The 24260-nt window shown below is 60.7% G+C and carries 18 protein-coding genes and 1 pseudogene; 12 read left to right on the forward strand and 7 right to left on the reverse strand.

Annotation, left to right across the window (positions count from 1 at the left end):
* Positions 1-3 precede the first annotated feature (3 nt).
* Positions 4-3162: an efflux RND transporter permease subunit gene (locus EV281_RS05115; RefSeq protein WP_132651818.1), complete on the forward strand. Its 3159-nt coding sequence runs from the start codon at positions 4-6 to the stop codon at positions 3160-3162.
* A 372-nt stretch (positions 3163-3534) separates the two neighbouring features.
* Positions 3535-4332 carry a class I SAM-dependent methyltransferase gene (locus tag EV281_RS05125; RefSeq protein WP_132651820.1) on the forward strand — a complete coding sequence of 266 codons (798 nt, stop codon included), beginning with the start codon at positions 3535-3537 and terminating at the stop codon, positions 4330-4332.
* Positions 4333-4380: 48 nt separating this feature from the next.
* Here EV281_RS05125 and EV281_RS05130 read toward each other — a convergent pair whose 3' ends face one another.
* The 3 genes from EV281_RS05130 to EV281_RS05140 form a co-directional block, all read right to left on the reverse strand.
* Positions 4381-4758 carry a hypothetical protein gene (locus EV281_RS05130; protein WP_132651821.1) on the reverse strand — a complete coding sequence of 126 codons (378 nt, stop codon included), beginning with the start codon at positions 4756-4758 and terminating at the stop codon, positions 4381-4383.
* Positions 4759-4907: 149 nt separating this feature from the next.
* On the reverse strand, positions 4908-5654 hold the full coding sequence (locus tag EV281_RS05135) for an SDR family oxidoreductase (protein WP_132651822.1): 747 nt from the start codon (positions 5652-5654) through the stop codon (positions 4908-4910).
* 176 nt (positions 5655-5830) lie between these two features.
* Positions 5831-6730, reverse strand: coding sequence for a helix-turn-helix domain-containing protein (locus tag EV281_RS05140; protein ID WP_132651823.1), 900 nt, complete (start codon positions 6728-6730; stop codon positions 5831-5833).
* Between the two features lie 264 nt (positions 6731-6994).
* Between EV281_RS05140 and EV281_RS05145 the strand changes: the two genes are divergently transcribed.
* The gene (locus EV281_RS05145; protein WP_132651824.1) at positions 6995-7657 is read left to right on the forward strand and encodes a hypothetical protein; all 663 of its coding nucleotides are present in this window, start codon (positions 6995-6997) and stop codon (positions 7655-7657) included.
* Positions 7658-7766: 109 nt separating this feature from the next.
* On the opposite strand, the gene EV281_RS05150 is transcribed toward EV281_RS05145, so the two are convergent.
* Positions 7767-8804, reverse strand: a complete 1038-nt coding sequence (locus EV281_RS05150) for an MBL fold metallo-hydrolase (protein ID WP_132651825.1) — start codon at positions 8802-8804, stop codon at positions 7767-7769.
* 700 nt (positions 8805-9504) lie between these two features.
* Between EV281_RS05150 and EV281_RS05155 the strand changes: the two genes are divergently transcribed.
* The 8 genes and pseudogenes from EV281_RS05155 to EV281_RS05190 all read left to right on the forward strand — a co-directional run bounded on the left by EV281_RS05155 (position 9505) and on the right by EV281_RS05190 (position 21498).
* Positions 9505-9705, forward strand: coding sequence for a hypothetical protein (locus EV281_RS05155; RefSeq protein WP_132651826.1), 201 nt, complete (start codon positions 9505-9507; stop codon positions 9703-9705).
* Positions 9706-10092: 387 nt separating this feature from the next.
* Positions 10093-11139, forward strand: coding sequence for a nucleoid-associated protein (locus EV281_RS05160; protein ID WP_132651827.1), 1047 nt, complete (start codon positions 10093-10095; stop codon positions 11137-11139).
* Positions 11111-12415 carry a hypothetical protein gene (locus EV281_RS05165; protein ID WP_132651828.1) on the forward strand — a complete coding sequence of 435 codons (1305 nt, stop codon included), beginning with the start codon at positions 11111-11113 and terminating at the stop codon, positions 12413-12415. Before EV281_RS05160 ends, EV281_RS05165 begins: the two co-directional genes overlap by 29 nt.
* Positions 12416-12804: 389 nt before the next feature.
* Positions 12805-14595, forward strand: coding sequence for a glycoside hydrolase family 15 protein (locus tag EV281_RS05170; protein WP_132651829.1), 1791 nt, complete (start codon positions 12805-12807; stop codon positions 14593-14595).
* Positions 14596-14872: 277 nt separating this feature from the next.
* Positions 14873-17857: an excinuclease ABC subunit UvrB gene (uvrB, locus tag EV281_RS05175; protein ID WP_132651830.1), complete on the forward strand. Its 2985-nt coding sequence runs from the start codon at positions 14873-14875 to the stop codon at positions 17855-17857.
* Positions 17858-18251: 394 nt separating this feature from the next.
* Complete coding sequence (locus EV281_RS05180; protein WP_132651831.1) at positions 18252-19976, forward strand: hypothetical protein; 1725 nt, start codon at positions 18252-18254, stop codon at positions 19974-19976.
* Between the two features lie 34 nt (positions 19977-20010).
* The gene (locus EV281_RS05185; RefSeq protein WP_132651832.1) at positions 20011-20808 is read left to right on the forward strand and encodes a hypothetical protein; all 798 of its coding nucleotides are present in this window, start codon (positions 20011-20013) and stop codon (positions 20806-20808) included.
* Positions 20809-21110: 302 nt separating this feature from the next.
* Positions 21111-21498, forward strand: a pseudogene (locus EV281_RS05190) (GNAT family N-acetyltransferase).
* An 11-nt stretch (positions 21499-21509) separates the two neighbouring features.
* Here the strand turns inward: EV281_RS05190 and EV281_RS05195 are convergent.
* A complete protein-coding gene (locus EV281_RS05195; RefSeq protein ID WP_132651833.1) occupies positions 21510-22118 on the reverse strand; it encodes a DNA polymerase III subunit epsilon in 609 nt (202 codons plus the stop codon).
* 229 nt (positions 22119-22347) lie between these two features.
* Between EV281_RS05195 and EV281_RS05200 the strand changes: the two genes are divergently transcribed.
* Positions 22348-22638, forward strand: a complete 291-nt coding sequence (locus tag EV281_RS05200; protein WP_132652016.1) for a GIY-YIG nuclease family protein — start codon at positions 22348-22350, stop codon at positions 22636-22638.
* A gap of 138 nt (positions 22639-22776) precedes the next feature.
* Here EV281_RS05200 and EV281_RS05205 read toward each other — a convergent pair whose 3' ends face one another.
* Both EV281_RS05205 and EV281_RS05210 read right to left on the reverse strand, forming a co-directional pair.
* Complete coding sequence (locus EV281_RS05205) at positions 22777-23106, reverse strand: hypothetical protein (protein WP_132651834.1); 330 nt, start codon at positions 23104-23106, stop codon at positions 22777-22779.
* Between the two features lie 306 nt (positions 23107-23412).
* On the reverse strand, positions 23413-24021 hold the full coding sequence (locus EV281_RS05210; protein WP_132652017.1) for a J domain-containing protein: 609 nt from the start codon (positions 24019-24021) through the stop codon (positions 23413-23415).
* Positions 24022-24260 lie beyond the last annotated feature (239 nt).

Here is a 24260-nt window from a genome sequence, read left to right on the forward strand (position 1 = left end):
CTCATGGCACAATTCTTCATTCGCAGGCCGATCCTGGCCTGGGTCTTCGCATTGTTCATTTCGATTGCCGGTATCCTGGCGATCCCCTTCCTGCCCGTCTCGCAATATCCGAAAGTCGCCCCGCCGCAGCTTTCGATCTCCACCTCCTATCCGGGCGCTTCGCCGCAGGAAATCTATCAGGGCGTCACCCGCCAGATCGAGGATGAGTTGAACGGCGTCGAGGGCCTGATGTATTTCGAGTCGACCTCGGATAATTCCGGCTCGGTCAGCATCAACGCCACCTTCCGCGCCGGCACCGATATCGACCAGGCCTCGGTCGACGTGCAGAACGCCATCCGCCGCGTCGAAGCCCGCCTGCCCGCCACCGTGCGCTCGCAGGGCATCAACGTGGAGGAAGCGAGCTCCGGCTTCCTGATGTTCATCGCGCTGACCTCGACAGACGGCACGCGCGATGAAGTGGCGCTCGGCGATTACATCACCCGCAACATCATCGGCGAACTGCGCCGCATCGATGGTGTCGGCCGCGCCCAGCTCTTTGCTGCCCAGCGGGCGCTGCGCGTCTGGATCGACCCGGACAAGATGGTCGGCCTCAATCTCACGACCGACGATATCAACGCCGCCATCACCGCACAGAATGCCCAGGTCGCAGCCGGCCAGATCGGCGCCAAGCCGAACCCGGTCACCCAGGATCTGACGGCGACCGTGCTCGTGCAGGGCCAGCTTTCGACGCCGCAGCAATTCGGCGAGATCATCCTGCGCGCCAATGCCGATGGCTCCACCGTGCGCCTGAAGGATGTCGCCCGCGTCGAGCAGGGCGCGGAATCCTATAATTTCACCAGCCGCCTCAACGGCCAGCCGAGTGCTGCGATCGCCATCCAGCTTTCGTCGACCGGTAACGCCGTTGCCGTCTCCAACGCCGTCAACGCGAAGATGAAGGAGCTTTCCCGCTTCTTCCCGTCCGGCATCGAATATTCCGTGCCCTACGATACCAGCCCCTTCGTTTCGGCTTCGATCGAGAAGGTCATTCACACGCTGGTCGAAGCCGTCGCCCTCGTCTTCGTGGTCATGTTCATCTTCCTGCAGAATTTCCGCTACACGGTGATCCCGACGCTCGTCGTGCCGGTGGCGCTGCTCGGCACCTGCGCGGTCATGTATGCGACCGGATTCTCCATCAACGTGCTCACCATGTTCGCCATGGTCTTGGCGATCGGCATCCTCGTCGATGACGCGATCGTCGTCGTCGAAAATGTCGAGCGCATCATGGCCGAGGAAGGGCTCTCGCCGAAGGCGGCCGCCCAGAAGGCGATGGGCCAGATCACCGGCGCCATTCTCGGCATCACGCTGGTTCTCTCCTGCGTCTTCATTCCCATGGCCTTCTTCCCCGGCTCGACCGGCATCATCTACCGCCAGTTCTCGCTGACCATGGTCGTCTCGATCCTCTTTTCGGCCTTCCTGGCGCTGTCGCTGACGCCGGCGCTCTGCGCCACCTTCCTGAAGCCGATCAAGCAGGGCCACCACCACAAGCGCGGCATCGGCGGCTGGTTCAACCGCAATTTCGAGCGCATCACATCCGGTTACTCGAAAACCGTCACCGGCATGGCGCGCCGCGCCGGACGCATGATGATCGTCTATCTCGCCCTCGTCGTCGGCCTCGGCTATCTCTTCATCAACCTGCCGACCGCGTTCGTGCCGGATGAAGACCAGGGCTTCCTGATCGTCGATATCCAGGGCCCGCCGGAAGCGAGCGCCAACCGCACGATCGAATCCATCAAGCAGGTGGAAAAGATCTTCCGCACAGAATCCGCCGTCGAGAATATCGTGGCGATCCAGGGCTTCTCCTTCTCGGGTAACGGCGCCAATGCCGCCCTCGCTTTCGTGACGCTGAAGGACTGGGCCGAGCGCGGCCCCGGCAATACCGTGCAGGAAATCGCCAACCGCGTGAACGGCCAGCTCTTTGCCCTGAAGGACGCCACCACGTTTGCGCTCTCGCCGCCGCCGATCGAAGGCTTCGGCGCCACCGGCGGCTTCTCCTTCCGCCTGCAGGACCGCGGCGGCAAGGGCCAGACGGCGCTCGTCGAGGCGGCCGGCCAGCTGATGCAGATGGCGGGCAAGAGCCCTGTCCTGACGGGCATGCGCATCGAAGGCATGCCGGATGCCGCCCAGGTTCTGATGGTGATCGACCGCGAAAAGGCCAACACCTTCGGCATCTCCTTCGCCGACATCAACAATGCCATCACCGCCAATCTCGGCTCGTCCTATATCAACGACTATCCGAATACCGGCCGCATGCAGCGCGTCATCGTCCAGGCCGATGACCGCGCCCGCCTGCAGATCGACGACGTGATGAAGATCAACGTGCGCAATGCGAGCGGCGGCATGGTGCCGCTCTCCTCCTTCGCCATTGCCCAATGGCAGAAGGGCGCGCCGCAGATCGTCGGCTATAACGGCTATCCGACCGTGCGCATCTCCGGCGCGCCGGCGCCTGGCCAATCATCAGGCGCGGCGATCGCCGAAATGGAGCGTCTGGCTTCGCAGCTGCCGGAAGGTTTCGGCTTCGAATGGTCCGGCCAGTCGGCGGAGGAAATCACCTCCGGCAGCCAGGCGCCCTTCCTCTTCGGCCTGTCGATTCTCTTCGTCTTCCTGCTTCTGGCCGGTCTCTACGAAAGCTGGTCAATCCCGCTCTCGGTCATGCTGGTGGTTCCGCTCGGCGTCATCGGCTCGATGCTGGCGGTGATGATCCGCGATATGCCCAACGACATCTATTTCAAGGTGGGCCTCATCGCCATCATCGGCCTCTCAGCCAAGAACGCCATCCTGATCGTGGAATTCGCCAAGGATTATTACGCCGAAGGCAGGTCGCTGCTCGATGCGGCGATCGAAGCCGCCCGCGTCCGCTTCCGCCCGATCATCATGACCTCGCTGGCGTTTACCCTCGGCGTCGTGCCGCTGGCGATCGCGACCGGCCCGAGTGCGGCAAGCCAGAACGCCATCGGCACCGGCGTCCTCGGCGGCATGATCTCGGCGACGGTGCTGGCGATCTTCTTCGTCCCGGCGTTCTTCGTCTTCGTGCTGAAGCTGATGAGGACGAAGCGGCCGGTCACTGAGGAGCAAATGCCAGCCGCACCCGAGACACCACCGACCGCCCCAGCCACCCACTCCTGACCTACGGCCGGTGTGTCATGCCTCCCGGGCTTCGAAAGGAGCTCGGGGGGCTTTGTTTTTGGAGTTATGCGAAGCCAATCGAAGCGCTGTGCCGTGGGACACCCCCTCTGCCCTGCCAGGCATCTCCCCCACAGGTGGGGAGATTCACAAGTGGCCTGACCTTCGCGTCTCACTAACGTTGCGCAGCTTGCAACGTCGATTGTTTGGGGAAACCCGTTCGCCCAGCCAATCTCCACCCTTGTGGGGGAGATGCGCGGCAGGGCAGAAGGGGGTGCCACGTAATTCAATGCCAACCGAACGCCCCCACGCAATAGACACCCCATCCATCCGCCCTATATCCGCCCGGCACAAGCACAACCGCCGAGGCTCCACATGCCATCCACCTTCATCGCCAGGGGCGCAGACGCCTATGAAGCCGCCATGGGTCGCTGGAGCCGCAAGCTCGCAGACCCGTTTCTCGCCTTCGCCGGCATACCCGCATATGGCCGCGTGCTGGACGCCGGCTGCGGCACCGGCAGCCTGACACTGGCGCTCTCAACCCAACCCGAACTCACCGCCATCGAAGCCCTGGATTTCGAGGAAAATTTCGTGGCGGCGCTGCGCGCCCGCACCGAAGACCCAAGGGTAAGCGCCCGCCAGGGCGACGTCTGCGCCCTTCCCTATGAAGACAAGAGCTTCGACGCAGCCTATTCCCTCCTCGTCCTCCACTTTGTCTCCGACGCCAACAAGGCCATCACCGAAATGCGCCGCGTCCTGAAACCGGGCGCCATCGCCGCCGCCGCCGTCTGGTCCCATGACGGCATGCCGAGCTGGCGCCTCTTCTGGAACACGATCCGCGCCGTCGAACCCGAAGCCGAAGGCAACGGCATCCCTTCCGGCCCGCGGCCGATGACATCAGAGGGCGAGTTGCGGGCGCAGTTTGCCGGCGCCGGCTTTGCCGATGTCACCGAGGCAACTCTGACGATCATGATGGACTACAGCGATTTCGACGATTTCTACCTGCCGAAGGTCTATGGGCAAGGACGCTTCTCGGCGTTTTTCGAGGGATTGCCGGAAGCGAGACAAGAGCGGCTGCGAGAGGCGTTGAAGGCGGCTTACCTGGATGGCAGGCGCGGAGATGGACCGCGCAGGTTTGAGAGTTTGGCCTGGGCGGTGCGAGGCAGCGCGTAGGACGGGTTTAGCGCCGCCTGCCCCTATTGATGACTGAACCCGGCTCCGTCAGGACTTCATGTTCAGCAACTCAGGAAAATCGTAGTAGCGCAGCCGCTTGTCGCGGCAGCGGTAGTCATTCTTTGAGACGCCCATGATCATATTCTGTTCTAAAGTAAGATCGATATAGGACCAGTTCGGGTTGGCCCGTTCCGTCGTCCGCGTGCAATAACCGTAGACCTGCTTTTCAGGATCAAGCAGCACCACGCTCGAAATCTCGGCCGTCACGAAATTCCCCGGTTTTATGGTGCCGCGCAAGGCGTCCACATACTCGCGTTTTACCGAGCTGGACGGAGGACGCTGCGAATCCATGACGGATTGCGGTGTCGGAGTCTGACAGCCGGCCAGTGTCATCGCGGCGGCACAGAGAAGTACAGTCGTCCTCATTCAGTTGAATCTCCCAAAGGCAAAGCATAAGGCGCACAATATTTCCTACAAATATTACGAGAATAATATCCGCAATACACGATCATCCACAGCCGATGCCGCGAACCGCGACACCGACTTTGTGCAAAGGTCAAGAATACGCCCGAACCTCACCACGCCTGTTGCGTCGGCATCACGAACACCTCGGCAATATCCATATGACCCGGTGACTGAACCGCGAACAGCACCGTTTCGGCAATATCCTCGGCCTTGAGGAATTCCATCTGCGTCTTCAGCTCCTCCATCTGCCGGCGCACGTCAGGATCGGAGATCTGCTCGTAAAGCTCGGTCTCGACCGCACCCGGCTGCACGCAGGTCACGCGGATATTGTGCTTCTTGCCGAGCTCCATGCGCATGCCATCCGACAGCGCCGTGATCGCATGTTTCGTCGCGCAATAGACCGTAAGCCCCGCAAAGACCTTGCGGCCGGCGATCGATGACGTGTTGACGATATGGCCGGATTTCTGCCGGATCATATGCGGCAGCACGGCGGCGGTGGTGTTCAGCACGCCCTTGATATTGACGTCCACCATCCGGTGCCACTCCTCCACCTTGAGCGCCTCCATATCCGATAGCGGCATCAGGCCGGCATTGTTAAAGAGGATATCGACACCGCCGAATGCCTGCGCGAGCCTGGAGACGCCGGCTTCGACGGAAGCGGCATCGACGACATCCATTTCCAATGCCATGCCCTGCCCGCCTGCCTTTTCGATCCGGGAGACGAGTTCTTCCAGCCGCTCGGTGCGGCGCGCGGCAAGCCCCACCTTTGCGCCATTGGCCGCAAGCTTCAGGGCCGTGGCCGCGCCGATCCCGCTCGACGCGCCGGTGACGAGGGCGATTTTTCCTTCGATAGACATGGTCTTTCCCTTTCGTTGCCGTCCTTGAGACGGTTGGTTTCGACGGGAACAGACTAGAAAAACGCCCGCGCGCCTTCGCTCGGCCGCTTGCTGAAACTGTCGCGGATTTGTTGTGAAAGAAAGCAATTCCAGCAAAACTGTGCAGCGGTTTTGCGTCAGAAATTGCGCAAAAGAGTCTACCCGCGATAGTCGCGCGGGCTGACGCCGACCTGCCGGCGGAACACCTGCGCGAAATGGCTGGGGCTGGAATAGCCGAGATCGAGCGCGATCCGGATGATGCTCCGATCCGTCTCGCGCAGCAGCCGGCGCGCCTCGGCCATCTTCAGCTGGATGAAATAGTCCGATGGCGAAGAACCGGTCGATTGCTTGAAGACGCGGGAAAAATGAAAGGCGCTGAGCTCGGCCTCGGCCGCAAGGCTTTCGAGATTGAAGGCCCGGTCGAGCCCCGCCTCCATCATCCGCACCACCTTCTGCAGCTTGAAGGCCGGCAGCGCCCCGCGCCGGGCGGATGCTACGCCACCCCGCCTGCCGTAATGCCGCACGAGATGGACGGCGAGCGCCTGCGCAATGCCCTGCACCGCCATTTCGCTGGGCTCGGCAGCCTCCGTCAACTCTTTCAGGATCATCCCCATCAACCCCGAAATCGCCTCGTCCCGCGCCCCGGAAACATCCGCCAGCCGAAACCGCTCCGCGCTGTCGGCGCTCCAAACCTCCGCTACCGCCCGCTGGTAGATCGGCAGCCCGAGATAGAGATGCATGACGCAAAGCGCCTCGCCGGCGCTCGTCTCCCACCTCAGCTCATAGGGCGTCTCACTCTGCGTCAGATAAAAATCCCCCGCCGAGACTTCCACCGGCATCCACTCCCCGCCGATATCCCGCTCCTCGATGCGAGCGGAACCGGAGACGATCCAAACCACGAGCGGTTCGGCGACAGCGGGCACGAGGAGATTGGTTTCCAGCGGCTGGTGGGAGAGAAGGTGGACGGAGATGGTGCTCCATGCCGGGCCTTGGCTGCGGGCGAGAAGGCGGGCGTGGATACGCTGGCTCAGGGCTTCGGGGGTGGATTTCGGGGGCATTGGAGGTTGTCTCGCATAGCCACTGCAAGAGCAGTGGCAGGTTATAAAACCCTCGCAACGATTGATGTCCATGCTCGGATTCGGGTGCAGCCGAAGATCAATGCTATGACAGCGCTTCGAATAGGAACGGGAGCTTATGACGTCTACCGTATGAAGAACTGGCTTTTCTTTTATCGCTTCACAGTTGAAAATGAGGACTAGGAATCGCCACGTTCAAGATGAGCGAAATTTGTAGGGAATGATTTTAGTTCAATCGAGGTCAACGTGGTTAGAGATATTTCACGCGAGAATATTCGATATAAGCTCGGCCTCATATCAATTTCTGTAGATGATCTAATAAAATTGCTTGAGTCCAAGGGAGTGAAAAACGCCACAGCCAAGACAGATACTGTAGAGTTTGATAGCCTCGATGATATAAAAACTAACAAAGCTCTTCTGGCCGGCCAACCCCGGATATACTTAGAAGAAGCGATTATTTCTTTTGAACGCGGTTGGGGTGCGGTCTCCCCAAGAGGAGACCAACCAAACGGTTCCAGTTTTGCGAAATCAGTTTTTGAAGAGTTGATTATGTATAAATCTCCTCTCGACAGGTTTTCGGAATCAAGAATATTCGGATGGACATATGTGTTAATATTTATCGCCTTCGGCTGGTTTTGGAAACCGATTGCAGCGAAGTTAGATATTGGAGATAACGTTAATTATACATTAGACATTATATTCATGGGTTATTTTGCCATGTTCGTGACGAAGCATTTGTGGGCAGGTTACTCCGCCTTCTTCAGAAAGGTTGTTTACTATCGACCTGTCGATGGTTTCTTTAGGAGGAACATCGAAACTATCGCCGTTTCAGCGATTACCGGGCTGGTTGGCTTGGCGGTCGGGGCCGTTGGGTCGGGCTTTATAGACAAGATCAAAGGTCTATTCTAAGGCAGCATTTCCTTGCAACGCGTGGAGAAGGCGTAGCACCTTTCATCGCTTGCGGCCACTTAACTGGCTCATTCTGCATTGAAACGATCTCAGCGTAGCTAGCTGTTGCTTATTCCCCCACCACCCCTCCGGCCTTCTTCCAGGCATCAATCCCACCCTCAATATGGCACGCCGTCCCCATCCCAACATCCTGCGCCGCCTGCACGGCCATCGCCGAGCGCTCCCCGAACGCGCAGTAAAACACCACCCTCTTGCCCGTCGCCACCGCCAGCTCATGCAGCATCCCGCCCTCTGACAGGTTCTCCTGCAGATCCGCATAGGGCGCATGCAGCGAGCCCGGGATCACGCCGTGCCGCTCCCGCTCGCTCCTCTCGCGCAGGTCGACGATGACGACATCGCTGCGTCCGCGCAGATCAAGCGCATCCTTCGCGCTCACCGCCCAGCCCTTCCGCGCAATCTCGTCCTGGTGAAGGCCGACATGGATGTTGGCGGGGACGGCGACGTCCATCATCTTGGGATTGGGCAGGTGCAGGTTGTTCATCAGCTCGACATATTCGTCGATCGATTTGACCTGCAGGCGCGGGTTGAAGCGTTTTTCCTCGCCAATGGTGGAGACCGTGTCGCCCTTGTAGTCGTGGGCGGGGAAGAGCAGCGTTTCCTCCGGCAGGCGGAGCAGCTTATTGAAGATCGAGTCATATTGGGCGCGCGGATCACCATTCTGGAAATCGGTGCGACCGGTGCCGCGGATGAGCAGCGTGTCGCCGGTGAAGATGCGGTCGCCCATCAGGTAGGAATAGGAATCGTCCGTATGGCCGGGCGTATAGAGCACGTCGAGGCTGAGCCCCTCGATGGTGACGCGGTCGCCTTCCGCAACGCGCATGGCCACGACATCGGCCTTGGTCTGCTCGCCCATCACGGTGATGCAATGCGTCTGGTCGCGCAGCGCCCCGAGGCCGGTAATGTGGTCGGCATGGAGATGCGTATCGACGGCCTTGACCAGCTTCAGGTCCAGCTCGCGCACGAGCTGCATGTAGCGATCCACCTTCTCCAGCACGGGATCGATGATCAGCGCCTCGCCGCCGCGCCTGGAGGCGATGAGATAGGTATAGGTGCCGGAAACACTGTCGAAAAGCTGGCGGAAAAGCATGATCCCCTCCATCGAGTTTCGGCTCGGGCGCCGGTGCCGCAAACCTCGGCTGCGCGCCGCCTCGGGTCTATCAGCCGATCATAATATTGCGCTGGAAAAAGCGGAAGAAGCGGTCGGCGGAAGATGGCGGAGCCGCCCTCATCCAATCTTGGTATCGCGGCCCCCAGCTCCGGCAGCCCGGACGCGTGGCGCGGAACGACAAGCCAGGCCGGCGCCGCCTTTGCAGGAGGCCGCCGCCTGCCATGAGGAACCCGGTCACCGCCGGATCGGGCGCGGTGATCGAACCGGATGAACGGAGCGCCGGCGGAACTCCCCGAAACTCGGCCAAGCCGGCATTTTTACTGTGCAAAAATTATGCAAATGCCCGGCCACAAAGCATGGCCGGGCACGTATTAAGCATTGCCTCAAATAATTCGCCGCGATTCAAAAAGTGAAATGGCGTTTACATTATTCCGGCCTACAATACTCCACGCTGGATGCTGCAAAACCAGTGGAGAAGGGCTGCCTGGACTCCTAAGCGGGCTGCCTTTCTCCTTCTTATCGCAAGCGCCGGCAAGTTTCTGTTACACGCGTAACATTGTGCATCTGCATGACGAAAATCTCCGGGCGAAACCGGGGCTGCACGATGACGTGATCTCCGTTTCATTGAAGAACGCAATCTGCGCCCTACAACGTTCGGGGGACGTTTGAGGGAATGTCGATGATCAGAGAGAAAATGTCGGCGAGTCAGACGCCGATGCAGGAAGAGGATGTCGCCGTTTGTCAGCGCGTCTATGACCGTATCTGCGAAGCAAGGCATATCGCAACCGATGGCGAACGCGAGGAACTGGCAATCCAGATTCTCCATTTCTACCAGCATGGCGTGAAGGATCAGGGGAGTCTGGAGCGGTTGTTGCTGTAGGTGCGCGGCTTTCCCTGGAAAAGCAGGCAGGTGCAATGCAGCGGCCCCGCCCTGTGAGGCCTGCTTTGGGTCGCGAGCCGTCCTCTTCTTCCGTCATTCCTGTGACAAGCTAGGAATGACGGAGGTTTGGATATGCCGCGACGGTAATCTCCACCGAACTGGATATAACAGCATTAATCCCCTCCCGCAGCTTGAGTTCCGTCTCGGTTGCAGAGTAAGCTGACGCCACCAGACCGAGCCGATTTCCAGAGCGCCAAAGCGCCGACCGCGCCGGGTCCGCCTTGCCCTGGCCCCTGCTCTGCCCTGGGCCAATGCCCGCAAGACCCTGCCGAAATGCCGCCATGTCACTCTAGTCCGACGATCTGATCCTGACCGGGAGGGAGAGTATTGGGTTACCTGACCGACGAAGAACTTGCCCGCCTGCGGGTGGAGCGGATGATCATCCATCTGGTCGGCAAGCCGGGCGAACCGTTTCAGCCACGCGGCGAGATCGATGTCCAGCAGGAGGAATTCTTCCGCGCTCGCATTCAGAACGAGGCCGGAGACGGCGTGCATTCCTTCGTTGCCGGCTCCGAGGTGCGCCAGCTGGTGGAGGCCATCGCCAGCGGCCGGATGAATTTCACCGAAGGTGGGCAGGCGCTGGCCCGCCGCTTCTTCGAGCTGCACGTCCGCCAGAGCGTCGCCGGCGCCTTCTTCGTGCTGCAGCTGGCTCCGGCCGTCGCGGATACCCTGCTCTACGCGCTGATCAAATACGATTACCGCGAGGCGGTGGAGCTTTCGGATGCGAATGGCCAGAGCATCCTGCGCGCCATCGTCCAGGCCTTTGTCAAGGAGCGGCAGGCAGTGCAGAAATTCTGCCTGATCCGCGTCAGAAACGGCGTGGCCGACGACATGGTCTGCGCCTCCGACCGCATGAAGGAATCGCCCGATCTGACCGATTATTTCGAGCGCTATCTCGGCGTGCGGCGCGCCAAGAGCAATGCGGAACTGTCGAGCCGGCTGAACGAGGCGCTGCGCGGCACGCTGCAGGAAGTCCAGGATATCCTGCCCGAGGCCGATATCGGCGCCGCCATGTCGAAGGCCAAGCTTGCCCTTCAGGGCCGCGCCACGGTCTCCAACGCCGATGTCGTCGATGCCGTCAGGCACGCCGCCGGCCGTCCCGCCGACGAGAACCTGCTCGCCCGGCTCGATACGGTGGCGCGCCGCAAGCTGAAAAACCAGCAGCTTCAGGATGTGGAATTCCGCCCCGACCGCGCCACGCTGGAAATGCAGCCGCGGCTGATCGTGCGCACCGCCGAGCGGGTGCGGCTGGAATTTCCCGGCGAGGAACTCGGCCGCAGCGTCACCCGCGAGACGGATGGCGATGAGACGATCTTTACCGTTCGCACGCGAAACCTGGTGGAAGATGGCACCCTCCCAGTCAAAACTCGCTGAAGCGCTGAACACCCTGATCGCCGGCAGGAACGCCGCCGTGACCGAAACCCCTGCCGGCATCGCCGTCAACGAACTCGACGGCCCCGATGCCGACAGGCTCTACACCCTGTTCGAAGAGGCTGGATGGACCGGGATCACGGCCGAAGATCAGGCCGGTTCGATCCCTCGCCATCTGATCGCCGGCAATGGCAAAGGCCTGACGATCACGGCCAGCAGACCTGCAATACCCGAAGGCATCGAAGCGATCCTGACGCGCAGCGGCTTCGAGGCCCTGCTGGACAGGCCGCCGGCATCGGCAATCGTCTGGATCGAAGGCCTGAGCGATGTCATCGATACAAGATCCGTCCGCTATTGCCCCTGGTGGCACCAGGGCGAGTTCCAACCCGAAGCCGGCGCCGAGAGCGTTGCCAAGGTCAACCGCCTGCTCGGCAGGAAGGGGCCGGGCGACCACCTCGGCCGCTGGCTCCTGAAAGCGGCCGCCACGCCGGTTCAGCAAGCGGCGATCGAGCCGTGGCGCCTGCGGGCGGCTTCGCGGCTGCTGCGCGCCATGGCGCAGGAAATCGAGCCGGATAACAGGCTGCTGTTCAAGGGGCCTCCGCCGACGCGCTTCACCGTCGGGGATGAGGAGGATCTGACCGCGGACCTCTTCGCCACCCTTCAGTCGGTGGCCGCATGGCTATTGGAAAACGAGCGCGAGCTGGAAAACCGCCACGGCCTGCTGGCCGCCGAAATCGCCCGAACCGCCACGCGCGGCGGCAGCGCCATGGATCTGGCAAGCACGCTGCGGCTGGCGCTCGAAGGCGCGCGCATCGCCTATAATTTCGGCGTCACCCAGCAGAACAAGGATACGCTGCGGGCGCTCGGCGACCTGCGCAAGGCAGTTTCCGAAGACACGGCGAAACTTTCCGAGATCATGCGAACGCTCGGCACCGCCGTCGCCGGCGCCGTCTTCGCCAATATCAGCCTCATCGTCGCCCGGATGACGCTGCAGACAAACGCCAAGTTCGTCGGCCCGGCGGCCATGCTCGTCGGCATCGTGCTCGCCATCTATGTCCTCTCGGTCATCGGCAGCGGCGTGCACTATATCTGGGTGCAGACCTATCTGCGCAACGAGTGGCGCGGCAGCCTCTACAAGTTCCTCTCCGACGACGATTACAAACGCCTCGTCGAAGTGCCCGTCCGCCGCGCCGAAACCGCCTTCTGGAGCGTGGCCGCGGCGGGGATATTGATGATGGTGGTTTCGCTGGTGGCTCTGTTCAAGATTGCGAGTGCTTGAGGTGCCGATGACGCTACGCTGGGCGCTTTGCGGAACAGAGATAACCCCTGGCTCAAACCTCGCTTGGGGCACCTACGCCTCCTCCTCACTCCGTCATCCCTGTGCTTGTCACAGGGATCCAGCCACCGCGCGTCCGTGCGGTGAATGGCTCATGTGCGGCGAAAGAAAAAGTCTCTCCTGCCCAAGGACTTGGGCAGGCTGGATCCCCGTGACAAGCACAGGAATGACGGGCGTTTGGTGGGCCGCGCCGACTACGGGCCGGTACGCCGTGCGTGCCTATGAAACAGACGTGCCCGGCCTCCCAGTGGCTGTTACCCGCTCCCGGCAATCTTGACCTCCGCATACGGCCTCTACCTTAAAAGCCCGGCTGCTATGCGAAGGAGGCTCCGGTGTCGGTATTGATCGAGGACTACGCGCTCATCGGCGATTGCGAAACCGCCGCCCTCGTCTCTAAAAACGGCTCCATCGACTGGCTCTGTTTTCCGCGCTTCGATTCCCCCGCATGTTTTGCCGCCCTGCTCGGCACGAAGGATAACGGCTTCTGGTCACTGTCACCGTCTGGTGAAAATGTGACCGCCACACGGCGCTACCGCGACGACACGCTCATCCTCGAAACCGAATTCCGGACCGAGACCGGCACCGCGGTTCTCATCGACTTCATGCCGCTGCGCGACAACACGAGCGATCTGATGCGCATCGTCGAGGGCAGGAGCGGCAGCGTCGCCTTCGACATGGAACTCAACCTTCGCTTCGATTACGGCCGGACCGTTCCCTGGGTCACGCATGGCGAAGACGGCGGCATCACCGCCATTGCCGGCCCGGACAGGCTGACGCTGAATTGCGCCGTGCCGCTCGAAGGCCGCGGCTTGAGCACGGTCGGCTCCTTCCAGGTTGCGGCCGGCGAAAGCCAGGTCTTCACCCTCACCTGGTCTCCCTCGCATCTGCCGAAGCCGGCCCAGCGGCAGGTGGAATATGCGCTGCCGGACACGGAGGAATTCTGGCTATCCTTTGCCAAATCCTGCCCGCCCGTCGGCCGCTGGACGCAGCAGGTGAAGCGCTCCCTCATCACCCTGAAGGCCCTCACCTACATGCCGACGGGCGGCATCGTCGCCGCCGCGACCACCTCCCTGCCGGAAAAGATCGGCGGGCCGCGCAACTGGGACTATCGCTATTGCTGGCTGCGGGATGCCACGCTGACCCTGCTCGCCCTGATGAAGCTCGGCTATTACGAGGAGGCCCATGCCTGGCGCAACTGGCTGCTGCGCGCGGTCGCCGGCTCGCCGGAGCAGATGCAGATCATGTATGGCGTGGCCGGCGAGCGCAATCTGCTGGAATGGCAGGTGCCCTGGCTGACGGGCTACGAAGGCTCGCGGCCCGTGCGCATCGGCAATGCCGCCGCCGAACAGGTGCAGCTCGATGTTTATGGCGAGGTGGCCGACGCCATGCTGCAGGCGCGCAAGGGCGGCCTGCCGCCGCATCATCGCACCCGCGAGCTCGCGACCGTCATCCTGCCCTTCCTCGCAAAAGCCTGGGGGCAGCCCGATGAGGGCATATGGGAGGTGCGCGGCGAGCGCCAGCATTTCACCTATTCCAAGGTCATGGCCTGGGTGGCCTTCGACCGCGCCGTCAAGATCGCCGAGGAGGACGGCGAGCCGGAGGCCGCCGCCCGCTGGCGCGCGCTCGCCGATCGCATCCATGCCGAAGTCTGCACAAAGGGCTTCGACGCCGAGCTCGGCTGCTTCACCCAGGCCTACGGCTCCAAGGCGATGGATGCCAGCCTGCTGCATCTCGGCATGGTCGGCTTCATCGCGCCGGACGATCCGCGCTATGTCGCGACCGTCGAGGCAATCGAGCGCAGGCTGATGCGCGACGGCCTGCTGCTGCGCTACGAGACCCGGGAGGTGGACGACGGACTGCCACCGGGCGAAGGCGCCTTCCTCGCCTGCAGCTTCTGGCTCGTCGACGCCCTCAACATGATCGGCCGCCGGGACGACGCGCTGCGCCTGTTCGAGCGGCTGCTGGCGATTTGCAACGATGTCGGGCTGCTGGCGGAGGAATACGATCCTGCCGCCGGCCGCATGCTGGGGAATTTCCCGCAGGCGTTCAGCCATGTCGGGTTGATCAACAGTGCCTTGAACTTTGCACGGGCGGAAGGGCCGGCGGATCAGCGCTCGGCGTGATGGAGTGGAGAAACCGCTGAAGGAAAACCCCTCCCCAACCCCTCCCCACAAGGGGGAGGGACTAACCAGGGGCATTCTCCCAGCTTCTTCCGAAACGTTGAAGATATGGAAAGCGGATGAGGCAGTTTAAGCCCCTCCCCCTTGTGGGGAGGGGTTTGGGGCGGGGTCTTTTGATCACGCGGCAGAGAAACTATTCAAAAATCCGAACGATTCATTCGTTTCCCTTTTGTACTCTCAACCCCTTCCATTTCCCTGTCACAACAGCCATATTCCGCCCATGGCAAAATCTCCGAAGAAATCCCCCGCCTCGACCGGTTTCGAGGAAGCTCCCCAATCGTCTTTTACCGGGACGCCCTTCGAGTGGAACGAGAAGGATAAGCGAGTCCCGGCAGAAGACTCCGCTCCCCTGTCCGGCAGCGTCGCCGACTGGGTGAAGCAGCTCGAGGCGGATGCGGAAGCCGCCGGCGTCGAAAGCCAGCGCGAAATCGCCTCCAAGGCGGGCAAGCATCGCAAGAAGGTGGAGAACGAGGCGCGCAAACACACCGAGGCCGTCAGCGTCAACAAGAAGGCGACGGTCAGCAAGACGGCGCGTGGCGTTTCCATCGGTGGCTCGACCGATCCCAAGACGCGCGCGGCTGCTGGCCTAAACCCGGTCGCCGGTCTCGATATCTCGCTGGAAGATGCCGACAAGATCTCGCCCGGCGGCGTTACCGCCACGGTGGAGGCGCTGTCGAAGCTGATCGAGAGCGGCAACCCGCTGCACAAGAACGGCAAGATCTGGACTCCGCACCGCCCTGCCCGGCCGGATAAATCCGAAGGCGGCATCACCATCCGCATGGCCTCGGAATACAAGCCCGCCGGCGACCAGCCAACGGCGATCCGCGATCTCGTCAGCGGGCTGGAGAGCGGCGAGCGCAGCCAGGTTCTGCTCGGCGTCACCGGCTCGGGCAAGACCTTCACCATGGCCAAGGTGATCGAGGAAACGCAGCGCCCGGCGCTCATTCTCGCGCCGAACAAGACGCTGGCCGCCCAGCTCTATTCCGAATTCAAGAATTTCTTCCCCGACAATGCGGTAGAATATTTCGTTTCCTACTACGATTATTATCAGCCGGAAGCCTATGTGCCGCGCTCCGACACCTATATCGAGAAGGAAAGCTCCATCAACGAGCAGATCGACCGCATGCGCCACTCGGCGACGCGCTCGCTGCTCGAACGCGACGATTGCATCATCGTCGCCTCCGTCTCCTGCATCTACGGTATCGGCTCGGTCGAAACCTATACGGCCATGACCTTCCAGATGAATGTCGGCGACCGGCTGGACCAGCGCCAGCTGCTGGCCGATCTCGTGGCCCAGCAATACAAGCGCCGCGACATGGACTTCCAGCGCGGTTCCTTCCGCGTGCGCGGCGATACGATCGAAATCTTCCCCGCCCACCTAGAAGATGCCGCCTGGCGCATCAGCATGTTCGGCGACGAGATCGACGCCATCACCGAATTCGACCCGCTGACCGGCCAGAAGACGGGCGACCTGAAATCGGTGAAGATCTACGCCAACTCGCACTATGTCACGCCGCGCCCGACGCTGAATGCCGCGATCAAATCCATCAAGGAAGAGCTGAAAGGCCGCCTGGTGGAGCTGGGAAAGGCCGGCCGCCTGCTGGAGGCCCAGCGCCTGGAACAGCGCACCCGCTACGACCTGGAAATGCTGGAGGCGACCGGCTCCTGCCAGGGCATCGAGAACTATTCGCGCTACCTCACCGGCCGCGACCCCGGCGACCCGCCGCCGACGCTGTTCGAATATGTGCCTGATAATGCCATCGTCTTCATCGACGAAAGCCATGTCACCATTCCGCAGATCGGCGGCATGTACCGGGGCGACTTCCGGCGCAAGGCGACACTGGCCGAATACGGCTTCCGCCTGCCCTCCTGCATGGACAACCGCCCGCTGCGCTTCGAGGAATGGGACGCCATGCGCCCGGACACGATCGCCGTCTCGGCAACCCCCGGCAGCTGGGAGCTGGAACAATCCGGCGGCGTTTTCGCCGAACAGGTCATCCGACCCACGGGCCTCATCGATCCGCCCGTCGAAGTGCGCTCCGCCCGCAGCCAGGTGGACGACGTGCTCGGCGAGATCCGCGAGACGGCCGCCAAGGGCTACCGCACCCTCTGCACCGTGCTGACCAAGCGCATGGCCGAAGACCTGACCGAATATCTGCATGAACAGGGCGTGCGCGTGCGCTACATGCACTCGGATATCGACACGCTGGAGCGTATCGAGATCATCCGCGACCTGCGCCTCGGCGCTTTCGACGTGCTCGTCGGCATCAACCTGCTGCGCGAGGGCCTGGATATTCCCGAATGCGGCTTCGTCGCCATTCTCGATGCCGACAAGGAAGGCTTCCTGCGCTCCGAGACCTCGCTGATCCAGACGATCGGTCGTGCCGCGCGTAACGTCGACGGCAAGGTCATCCTCTATGCCGACACCATCACCGGCTCCATGCAGCGCGCCATGGACGAGACGGCGCGGCGTCGCGAAAAGCAGATGGCCTATAACCAGGAGCACGGCATCACGCCCGAAAGCGTCAAGGCCAAGATCTCCGATATCCTCGACTCGGTCTACGAGCGGGACCACGTCCGCGCCGATATCTCCGGCGCCTCCGGCAAGGGTTTTGCCGATGGCGGCAACCTCGTCGGCAACAACCTGCAGGCCCATCTCAACGCGCTGGAAAAGAGCATGCGCGACGCCGCCGCCGACCTCGACTTCGAAAAGGCCGCCCGCCTGCGCGACGAAATCAAACGCCTCAAGGCCGTCGAACTCGCCGCCATGGACGACCCGCTGGCGCGCGAGGAAGCCAAGTCGATGGAAGGCAAAGGGCGCGGCAAATCGATTTCCCCCCTTGTGGGGGAGATGTCCGGCAGGACAGAGGGGGGTGCCACATCCACCTACTTCGCCAAACCCCACCTCGACGAAATGGGCCGCCACGTCGCCACCCCGGCGGACGGCAAGAGCCTCTTCCGCCGCAACACGCTGGACGAGATGACCGTGGGCCGGACGGAAAAGCCGGTGACCGGGCATGTGCCGGAAAAGCCGGAAGCGTCGATGGGCACGAAGCGGTTTTCGCCGTTGCTGGAGGGGCAGCCGGAGCGGGATGATGTGCGGCCGCTGGTGCGCGGCAAGGCGGGTGTCGGGAGTTATGAGGACGCCGGCGAGCAAAGGCGCAAGGGGCGGACGAAGAACAAGACCGGGCGGCCGGGGCGGTAATAAAGGCGTTTACTTTGTCGCCTACAAACGCCTGACCTGATCAGGCGTTTGTAGGCCCGAAGGAAGCCATCATATTCAATACTATCCTGCGCTACATCCTTGCGGATTCTTACTGGCAGTCACCTCGGAAGCTGCTTTCCTGCAGATGACAAACGCCTCCAGAGCGAACGAAGTGCGGTTGTGTTTTTTGATTCGGTTCTATCGTCCGACATTAAATTCAGCAGGTGTCGGCTAGTGACGGCTTTCGTCTGTCTAAGACGAAATTGTCTTCTTGTGCATATCATCCTTGCAACAGTTAGATTGCGTTTTCAAAGCACCTGCAACCGAATAGCTTAAATCGTAGCTTTACTAAAGCCGTGCAGCTGTTTGCATCGCGTTACCGGAGGCAGCGGCAATGTCGCTAAAAACGATCGAGAACGAAATTAATCGCTTTCTCGCAAATTCGGAACCCGAAGTTCTGTGCATTAAAGGAAAGTGGGGCGTCGGAAAGACATTTACGTGGGAACGGTTGTTAGCTGACGCGCATGCTCACTCCGGCAAATTGGCGCTGAAGAAGTACTCGTATGTAACGCTATTCGGACTCAACTCTCTTGAAGATCTGCGCTTCTCGATCTTTGAAAATACCGTCTCTGGGGCCGACCTTCCGAAAGGTGCTAGCCTAGAGTCCTTCTCCAATCTGGTTGCACGGAGCGGTGATTTCGCCCGCAAAAGTCGGCAAGCGATAGAGCTTTTTTCCGCCTTCTTTAATCGAAAGGCCGTAACGGACGTCTTGCTGAAAGCGGGGTTCTTGAGCGTCAGAGAGCAATTGATTTGTATTGATGATCTTGAACGAGCCGGAAAAGGTCTTGAGGTGCGGGACGTTCTGGGGCTCATCTCATTTCTAAAAACCAAACGCGCCTGCAAAGTTGCTTTTCTACTCAACGACGAGCAATTTGCAGACGAACACAAAGGTGAGTTCACCAAGCAACTGGAAAAAGTCGCCGATACAATACTCTCGTTTGATCTTTTGCCCGAGGAAGCAATGCAAATTGCATTTATCGGCGATGAAAGCGAAGTTCAGCGCACGATCAAGCCACTTGTAGGTATCCTGCGAATAACCAACATCCGCGTCATCAAAAAAATCGAGAAGGCAGCGGATCGCCTTGCAGAAATCCTCAAAGATCAAGACGAAACCATAGTCAAGCAGGCGATTACCGCACTTGTTCTCGGTATGTCGTCTCGGTTTGAACCGAATATGCCTCCGATAAGCTTTATCAGACAATACAACGGCTTATTCGACGCGATAACGGCGAAGGACGGAGAAAATGCTGCGGAGGTAAAGTGGGCTGATATGCTGAACCCCTACCCTTATTCATCAACTGACGAGTTGGATAATGCCATACTCGATGGAGTCGAAGCCGGATACTTCGATGACGCTCGATTGCTTGAGATAGCGGCCGTAGTTGCATCACGAAATAACAAAGCCGAAGGAGGCGAGCAGTTTAGCCGGGTCTGGGCCGAGATGTATCACCGGTCTTTGGCAGTAGATGACGATACATTCTTGAATGCCCTTTTCCAAAGCGCCATCCATGACGCAGCAGTTATAACACCTCTAAATATGAATAGCGCTATCAAGATGCTTCGAGAAAATGGACGTTCTGAACAAGCTGATCAGCTGATCGAAAAATATACCGACGCCCGCTCGGACGAGGCACTCGAGTTCTTCGACATTACGAATCACCATTTCACCGTACAAGATGGCGTCGACCCCCATCTTGAAGCCGCGTTCCAAAAGAAACTTGCCTCTTTCGTCGATAGCCGCGATCCTTTTGATGTCCTGAAGAAGGTGGGCTCGCAACGGGGTTGGTCGGCGGCGGACGTGACTGTGATCTCAAAACTTTCTGCGGAGGATTTCGAGACGATGTTTGAGAAGCTGGACGGAGATCTATTGCGCCCAACGATTGAGACGATCTCCTACCTTGGAAATAGTACGGCACTTGGATCGGGCTCGATTCGAGATGCGTTCAAAGAAGGGCTTCGCCGAATTGCTCGGAAATCGCCCCTCAGAGCTCAGAAGGTTGCGCGCTTTGGAGTCACCGTTGAGGATCCTCGGGAGGAGCAGGCAGCCGCAACAGCGTGAAGCGGGCATCAGCTTCGTCTGGAGGTTCGGGGGAATGGACGCCAGCAAAAACCGGAAACAACGATTCCTTGATGCGCATCCACTCTGCTTTTTTTGCGGTAGGCAGTCCGCAACGATCGACCACGTTCCATCCAGGGAATGTTTTAGGGATCGCGTGTGGCCGGAGGGATATGAGTTTCCCGCCTGTTATGCTTGCAACAACGGTGCTGGCCCAATGGAGCAGGTTGTCGCGCTCTATCTGCTTATGGGAAATCACGACGGCACGCGACCGACCTCGCAATTCGAGAAGCTTATCGCTGGCGTCCGGAACAATGCACCTCAATTTCTCCCGAAGGTGGATATGTCCGCGAACGCAAAGAAGCGAGCGCTATCACAATACAATTTTCCATTGCCTACTGATCAGCCGATAGCGAAAGCCCCTATCGTTGAACTCCCTGACAAGAACCGCGAAGCCTTCCGACTTTTCGAGCGCCGCTTGATATGCGCACTTTATTACCTGCATATGGATGAGGTCATGCCGCTCACGCATATGATCAGGACGCACAGATTGCAGGCAATCCAGAAAAGCGCGGACCAGCTAGTCCACGAAGTCATCCCCATGCTACCGAATGGGATCGTGACCAAGCGTCAGAACACAAACATAGGCGATCAGTTTTTCTACAATTGGCACGGCGACCACGAAACCAAGATGTTCGCCTTCCTGGCACAATTCTCGCTGTCATTCGTGTTCATCGGCGCTGCTTGCCGAGTTGAAGATATAGCAGGAGGAGAAGACTACCTACCTCACTCCACGGATGTCATCATCCGTGATGCTGCGGACGGAATTCGATAACGATCATGCTGTCTCCCCCCAACAACGCTTGCGGTAGCTACCGACCCCCACTCGGACCGCCGACGAGCCGGTGATCGGCGCAAACTTCGTGACCGATGCTCGGACGAACCCGACCTGATCTCTCGAATCTTGCCGCAGCTTGTCTTCTTGAACGCTGCGGCAACACAACAGGTGCAAAACTAGAACAAGAACACCCCTCCAGTGCAAGCGATTCATCGGATCGTATTTTGCAGAGCGCCCGCAGCGGCATTTCGGTCGCTTTGCATGGACAAAGACGCCCGACCACACCCCGGAAACAGCCCATGCCAGACATCCGCATCGACCCCTTCCCCTCGCACGCCGAATTCGCCACCCTCTGGACCGCCGCCTGGGGGCTCATCGCAGGCGCCCGATTTCGCCCGCATCTTGCCGCGCAGCCTTGCCCATCTCGGCGCCTATGCGGACGGGCGGCTGATCGGCTTCGTCAATGTCGCCTGGGATGGCGGCATCCATGCCTTCATTCTTGATACATCAGTGCATCCGGATCTGCGCCGGCAGGGCATTGCGACCGCCCTGGTCAAGGAGGCTGTGCGGGTGGCGCGCGAGCGCGGGGCCGAGTGGCTGCATGTCGATTTCGAGCCGCATCTGAGTGGTTTTTACCGCGCCTGCGGCTTCAGGCCGACCGAGGCTGGCCTGATCCGGCTTGCCTAGATGGGGAGAGCTTACGACAGCAGAGGCCGGTAGCCGCCACCGGCTTCGCGCCGCGTCAGGAAGAAGTGCAGGAGATTGGCATAGCCGCGGGCATCATCGATGGCGCGATGCGTGTGCTCGACATGGCCGAGCCATTCGCGCGGATAATGGGCGATATCGCATTCCCACGGCTTGCGTCCCGTCGCACCCGCCACCATCGACTGGAGGCAGAGCGGCGCATGCCGGAACAGGCGATCGGCGATCCACGGCCCTTCGAACAGCGGCCGGCCGGTAAAGCGCTTCAGGTAATGATCGATCCAGGGGCCATCGATCGCGAGCGGATGGGCGGCGAAGATCGGCTCGGCGCCGAAGGATTTCACCCAGGTGACGAAGCGGGCCATGACTTCGGCTGGCGGTTCAGGCCTGTCGGTCGCCGCCGCGAAGGCTTGCGGATGGGCCTGCCAGAAGGCCGAAGTCTGCGGGTCGCGCACCGCCTCCTCCAGCGGCTGCAGCACGGCTTCGAATTCGCCCGCGAGGAGGCCAGTCTCGGTGACGGCGACGGAGGCGAAGGAGAGCATCGAATGGGCGCCCGGAATGGGACCGTCGAATTCGCAATCGGTGACGATGTAGATATGCGGCACGCCTGTTCTGCTCCCCGGTGTTTTGGTATCGGGAGAGCATAGCGGGATATTTGCGGGTTGCCATGGGGGGTGCGTGGTTTGTGAAGGGGTACACGGCGTCGAGAGATGATGGGGCGGCACCACCCTTCTCTCCGTCATTCCTGTGCTTGTCACAGGAATCCAGCCGGCTTGCGTCGGCAAGCCGAAAAGACTCTTGAAAAACAGCGCCTGTTTACGCCACTCTTCAACTATGAAGGGTTATGTCTACATCCTCGCATCACAAAGAAACGGCACGCTCTACACTGGCGTGACGAGCGATTTGCCCGGCCGGCTGTTCGAGCACCAGAACGAGCTGACGCCTGGCTTCACCTCCCGCTACGGCGTCAAGACGCTCGTCTGGTTAGAGGAATATGATCTCGTCACGACAGCCATCACGCGGGAGAAGACAATCAAGAAATGGCCGCGACAGTGGAAGCTCACTCTCATCGAGGAGAATAATCCGAAATGGGAAGATATCTCCTGGCACTTGATGGGACTATGAGATTGCCGCACCCGATAAGAGTCTTCTCGGCTTGCAGACGCAAGCCGGCTGGTTTCCTGTGACAGGCACAGGAATGACGGAGGAGAGGGTTACGCCCGGCCACACAACGACCGGGCATCCTCTCGCCCCGCACTGCGATCAGTTATTATGCGCTGCGCAGGCTTCGTCCATCGGGGTGGCGTTGCTGGTGCCGCCCTGGGTCTGCAGCTTGCCGCGGCCGGTGCCGCTGCTGCTGGCGTGGTCGGGGCAGCGGAGCTTATGCGTCTTCGTGCTGGTCATCTTCTTCGTGCTGCCGGTCTTCATCTTGTCCGTCGCCATGGGCTTCTTGGCCTTGACGCCGGCGCCGCCGCCGGTATCGACGGTGTTCTTGTCCATGGTTGCGCCCGTCGGGGCCGGGTTGGACTGCGCAAAGGCGGATGTGGCCATGCCGAGGGCGAGAAGTGATGCTGCGACAATTTTCATACGCATGGGTTTCTCCCAGGTAGATCAGTTGATCGGTGCTTACGGAACCCCTGATGACGCTGATTGTTCCACTCGTATTTCCACAGCTTTTCCCCAGCTCAATGATCGGGGCGATCTGTGCTGCAGGTTTCAATCAAGCTATATTGCCGGAATTGCACGCGCCGGAGGAGGAGACGGCCGCGTAAGGAGGTGGGGCGGAAACGAGCCGCCATGCCCTTCATCGGATCTCGAGCCCGGAAACCCCACCGGGCTCTTTTCTTGGGGCCATGCTCTCTTTCAGCCGGTACGGGGACACGGGAAGATGTGACCGCCCTACTCCGCAGCCTCGCCGCGCTGCGGCTCAACCACGTCCATCATCTCCACCTCTTCCAGCGGCGCCGGAGCTTCCACCTCATACGAGTAGCCCTCGAGCATCGTATAGGTATGCTCGATCGTCTCGATCTGCTTTTCCGTCTTGCGGATGGCGTCGGCGATGGCTTCGCTGCGGGCGCGCATCATGGAGCCGAGCACGTCGGTTTCGGGGCGACGGCCGAGGCGGTCTATGTGTTTGCGCACGCGGGCACGGTGGCGTTCGAGCTCCAGGATATGGAAGCGGCTTTTCACGATATCGTCGGAGAGTTTGCGGCGCATGGCGGCGACGGGATCGAAGCTGCCGGGCTCGCGCTCGTCGAGGATCACCTCGTTGACGAGCGATTCCAGCATCAGCACGCCTTCGAGATCCTTGGGATCGGCGAGTTGCGGATCGTAGCCCGTATCGTCATAGACGCGCCGGCGCACCGGGTCCTGCAAGAGCTCGTAGGCGATCTGCAGCCGGTTGAAATGATCCGAATCGCCGCCGGCGTCCGGATGCGCGCCCTTGGCGGCCTTGCGCCAGGCAAGCTTGATCGCCTCGCCACTGGCGTCGCGCTCCAGTCCAAGCATGGCATAGGGATCGATCACGCCGGCACTTCCTTCATTCACTGCTTCGCCCCTCCGAGACCTAACCGCAGGCGGCCACCGCATCAAGCCCCGAATACCCTGCCATAATTGCGGCCGCTCGGGACGAAATTGTGGAGGCGGGCGGATTTTCCCACAGATGAAAGGTTAAGGTGCTGCGATTCCCGGTGCCGGGCGGATTTCTTTCCTCCCTCATTCCTGTCCTCGAGCTGACTTGCACGCCC

It is taken from the genome of Rhizobium sp. BK418 (genome assembly GCF_004341105.1).
GTDB lineage: Bacteria > Pseudomonadota > Alphaproteobacteria > Rhizobiales > Rhizobiaceae > Rhizobium.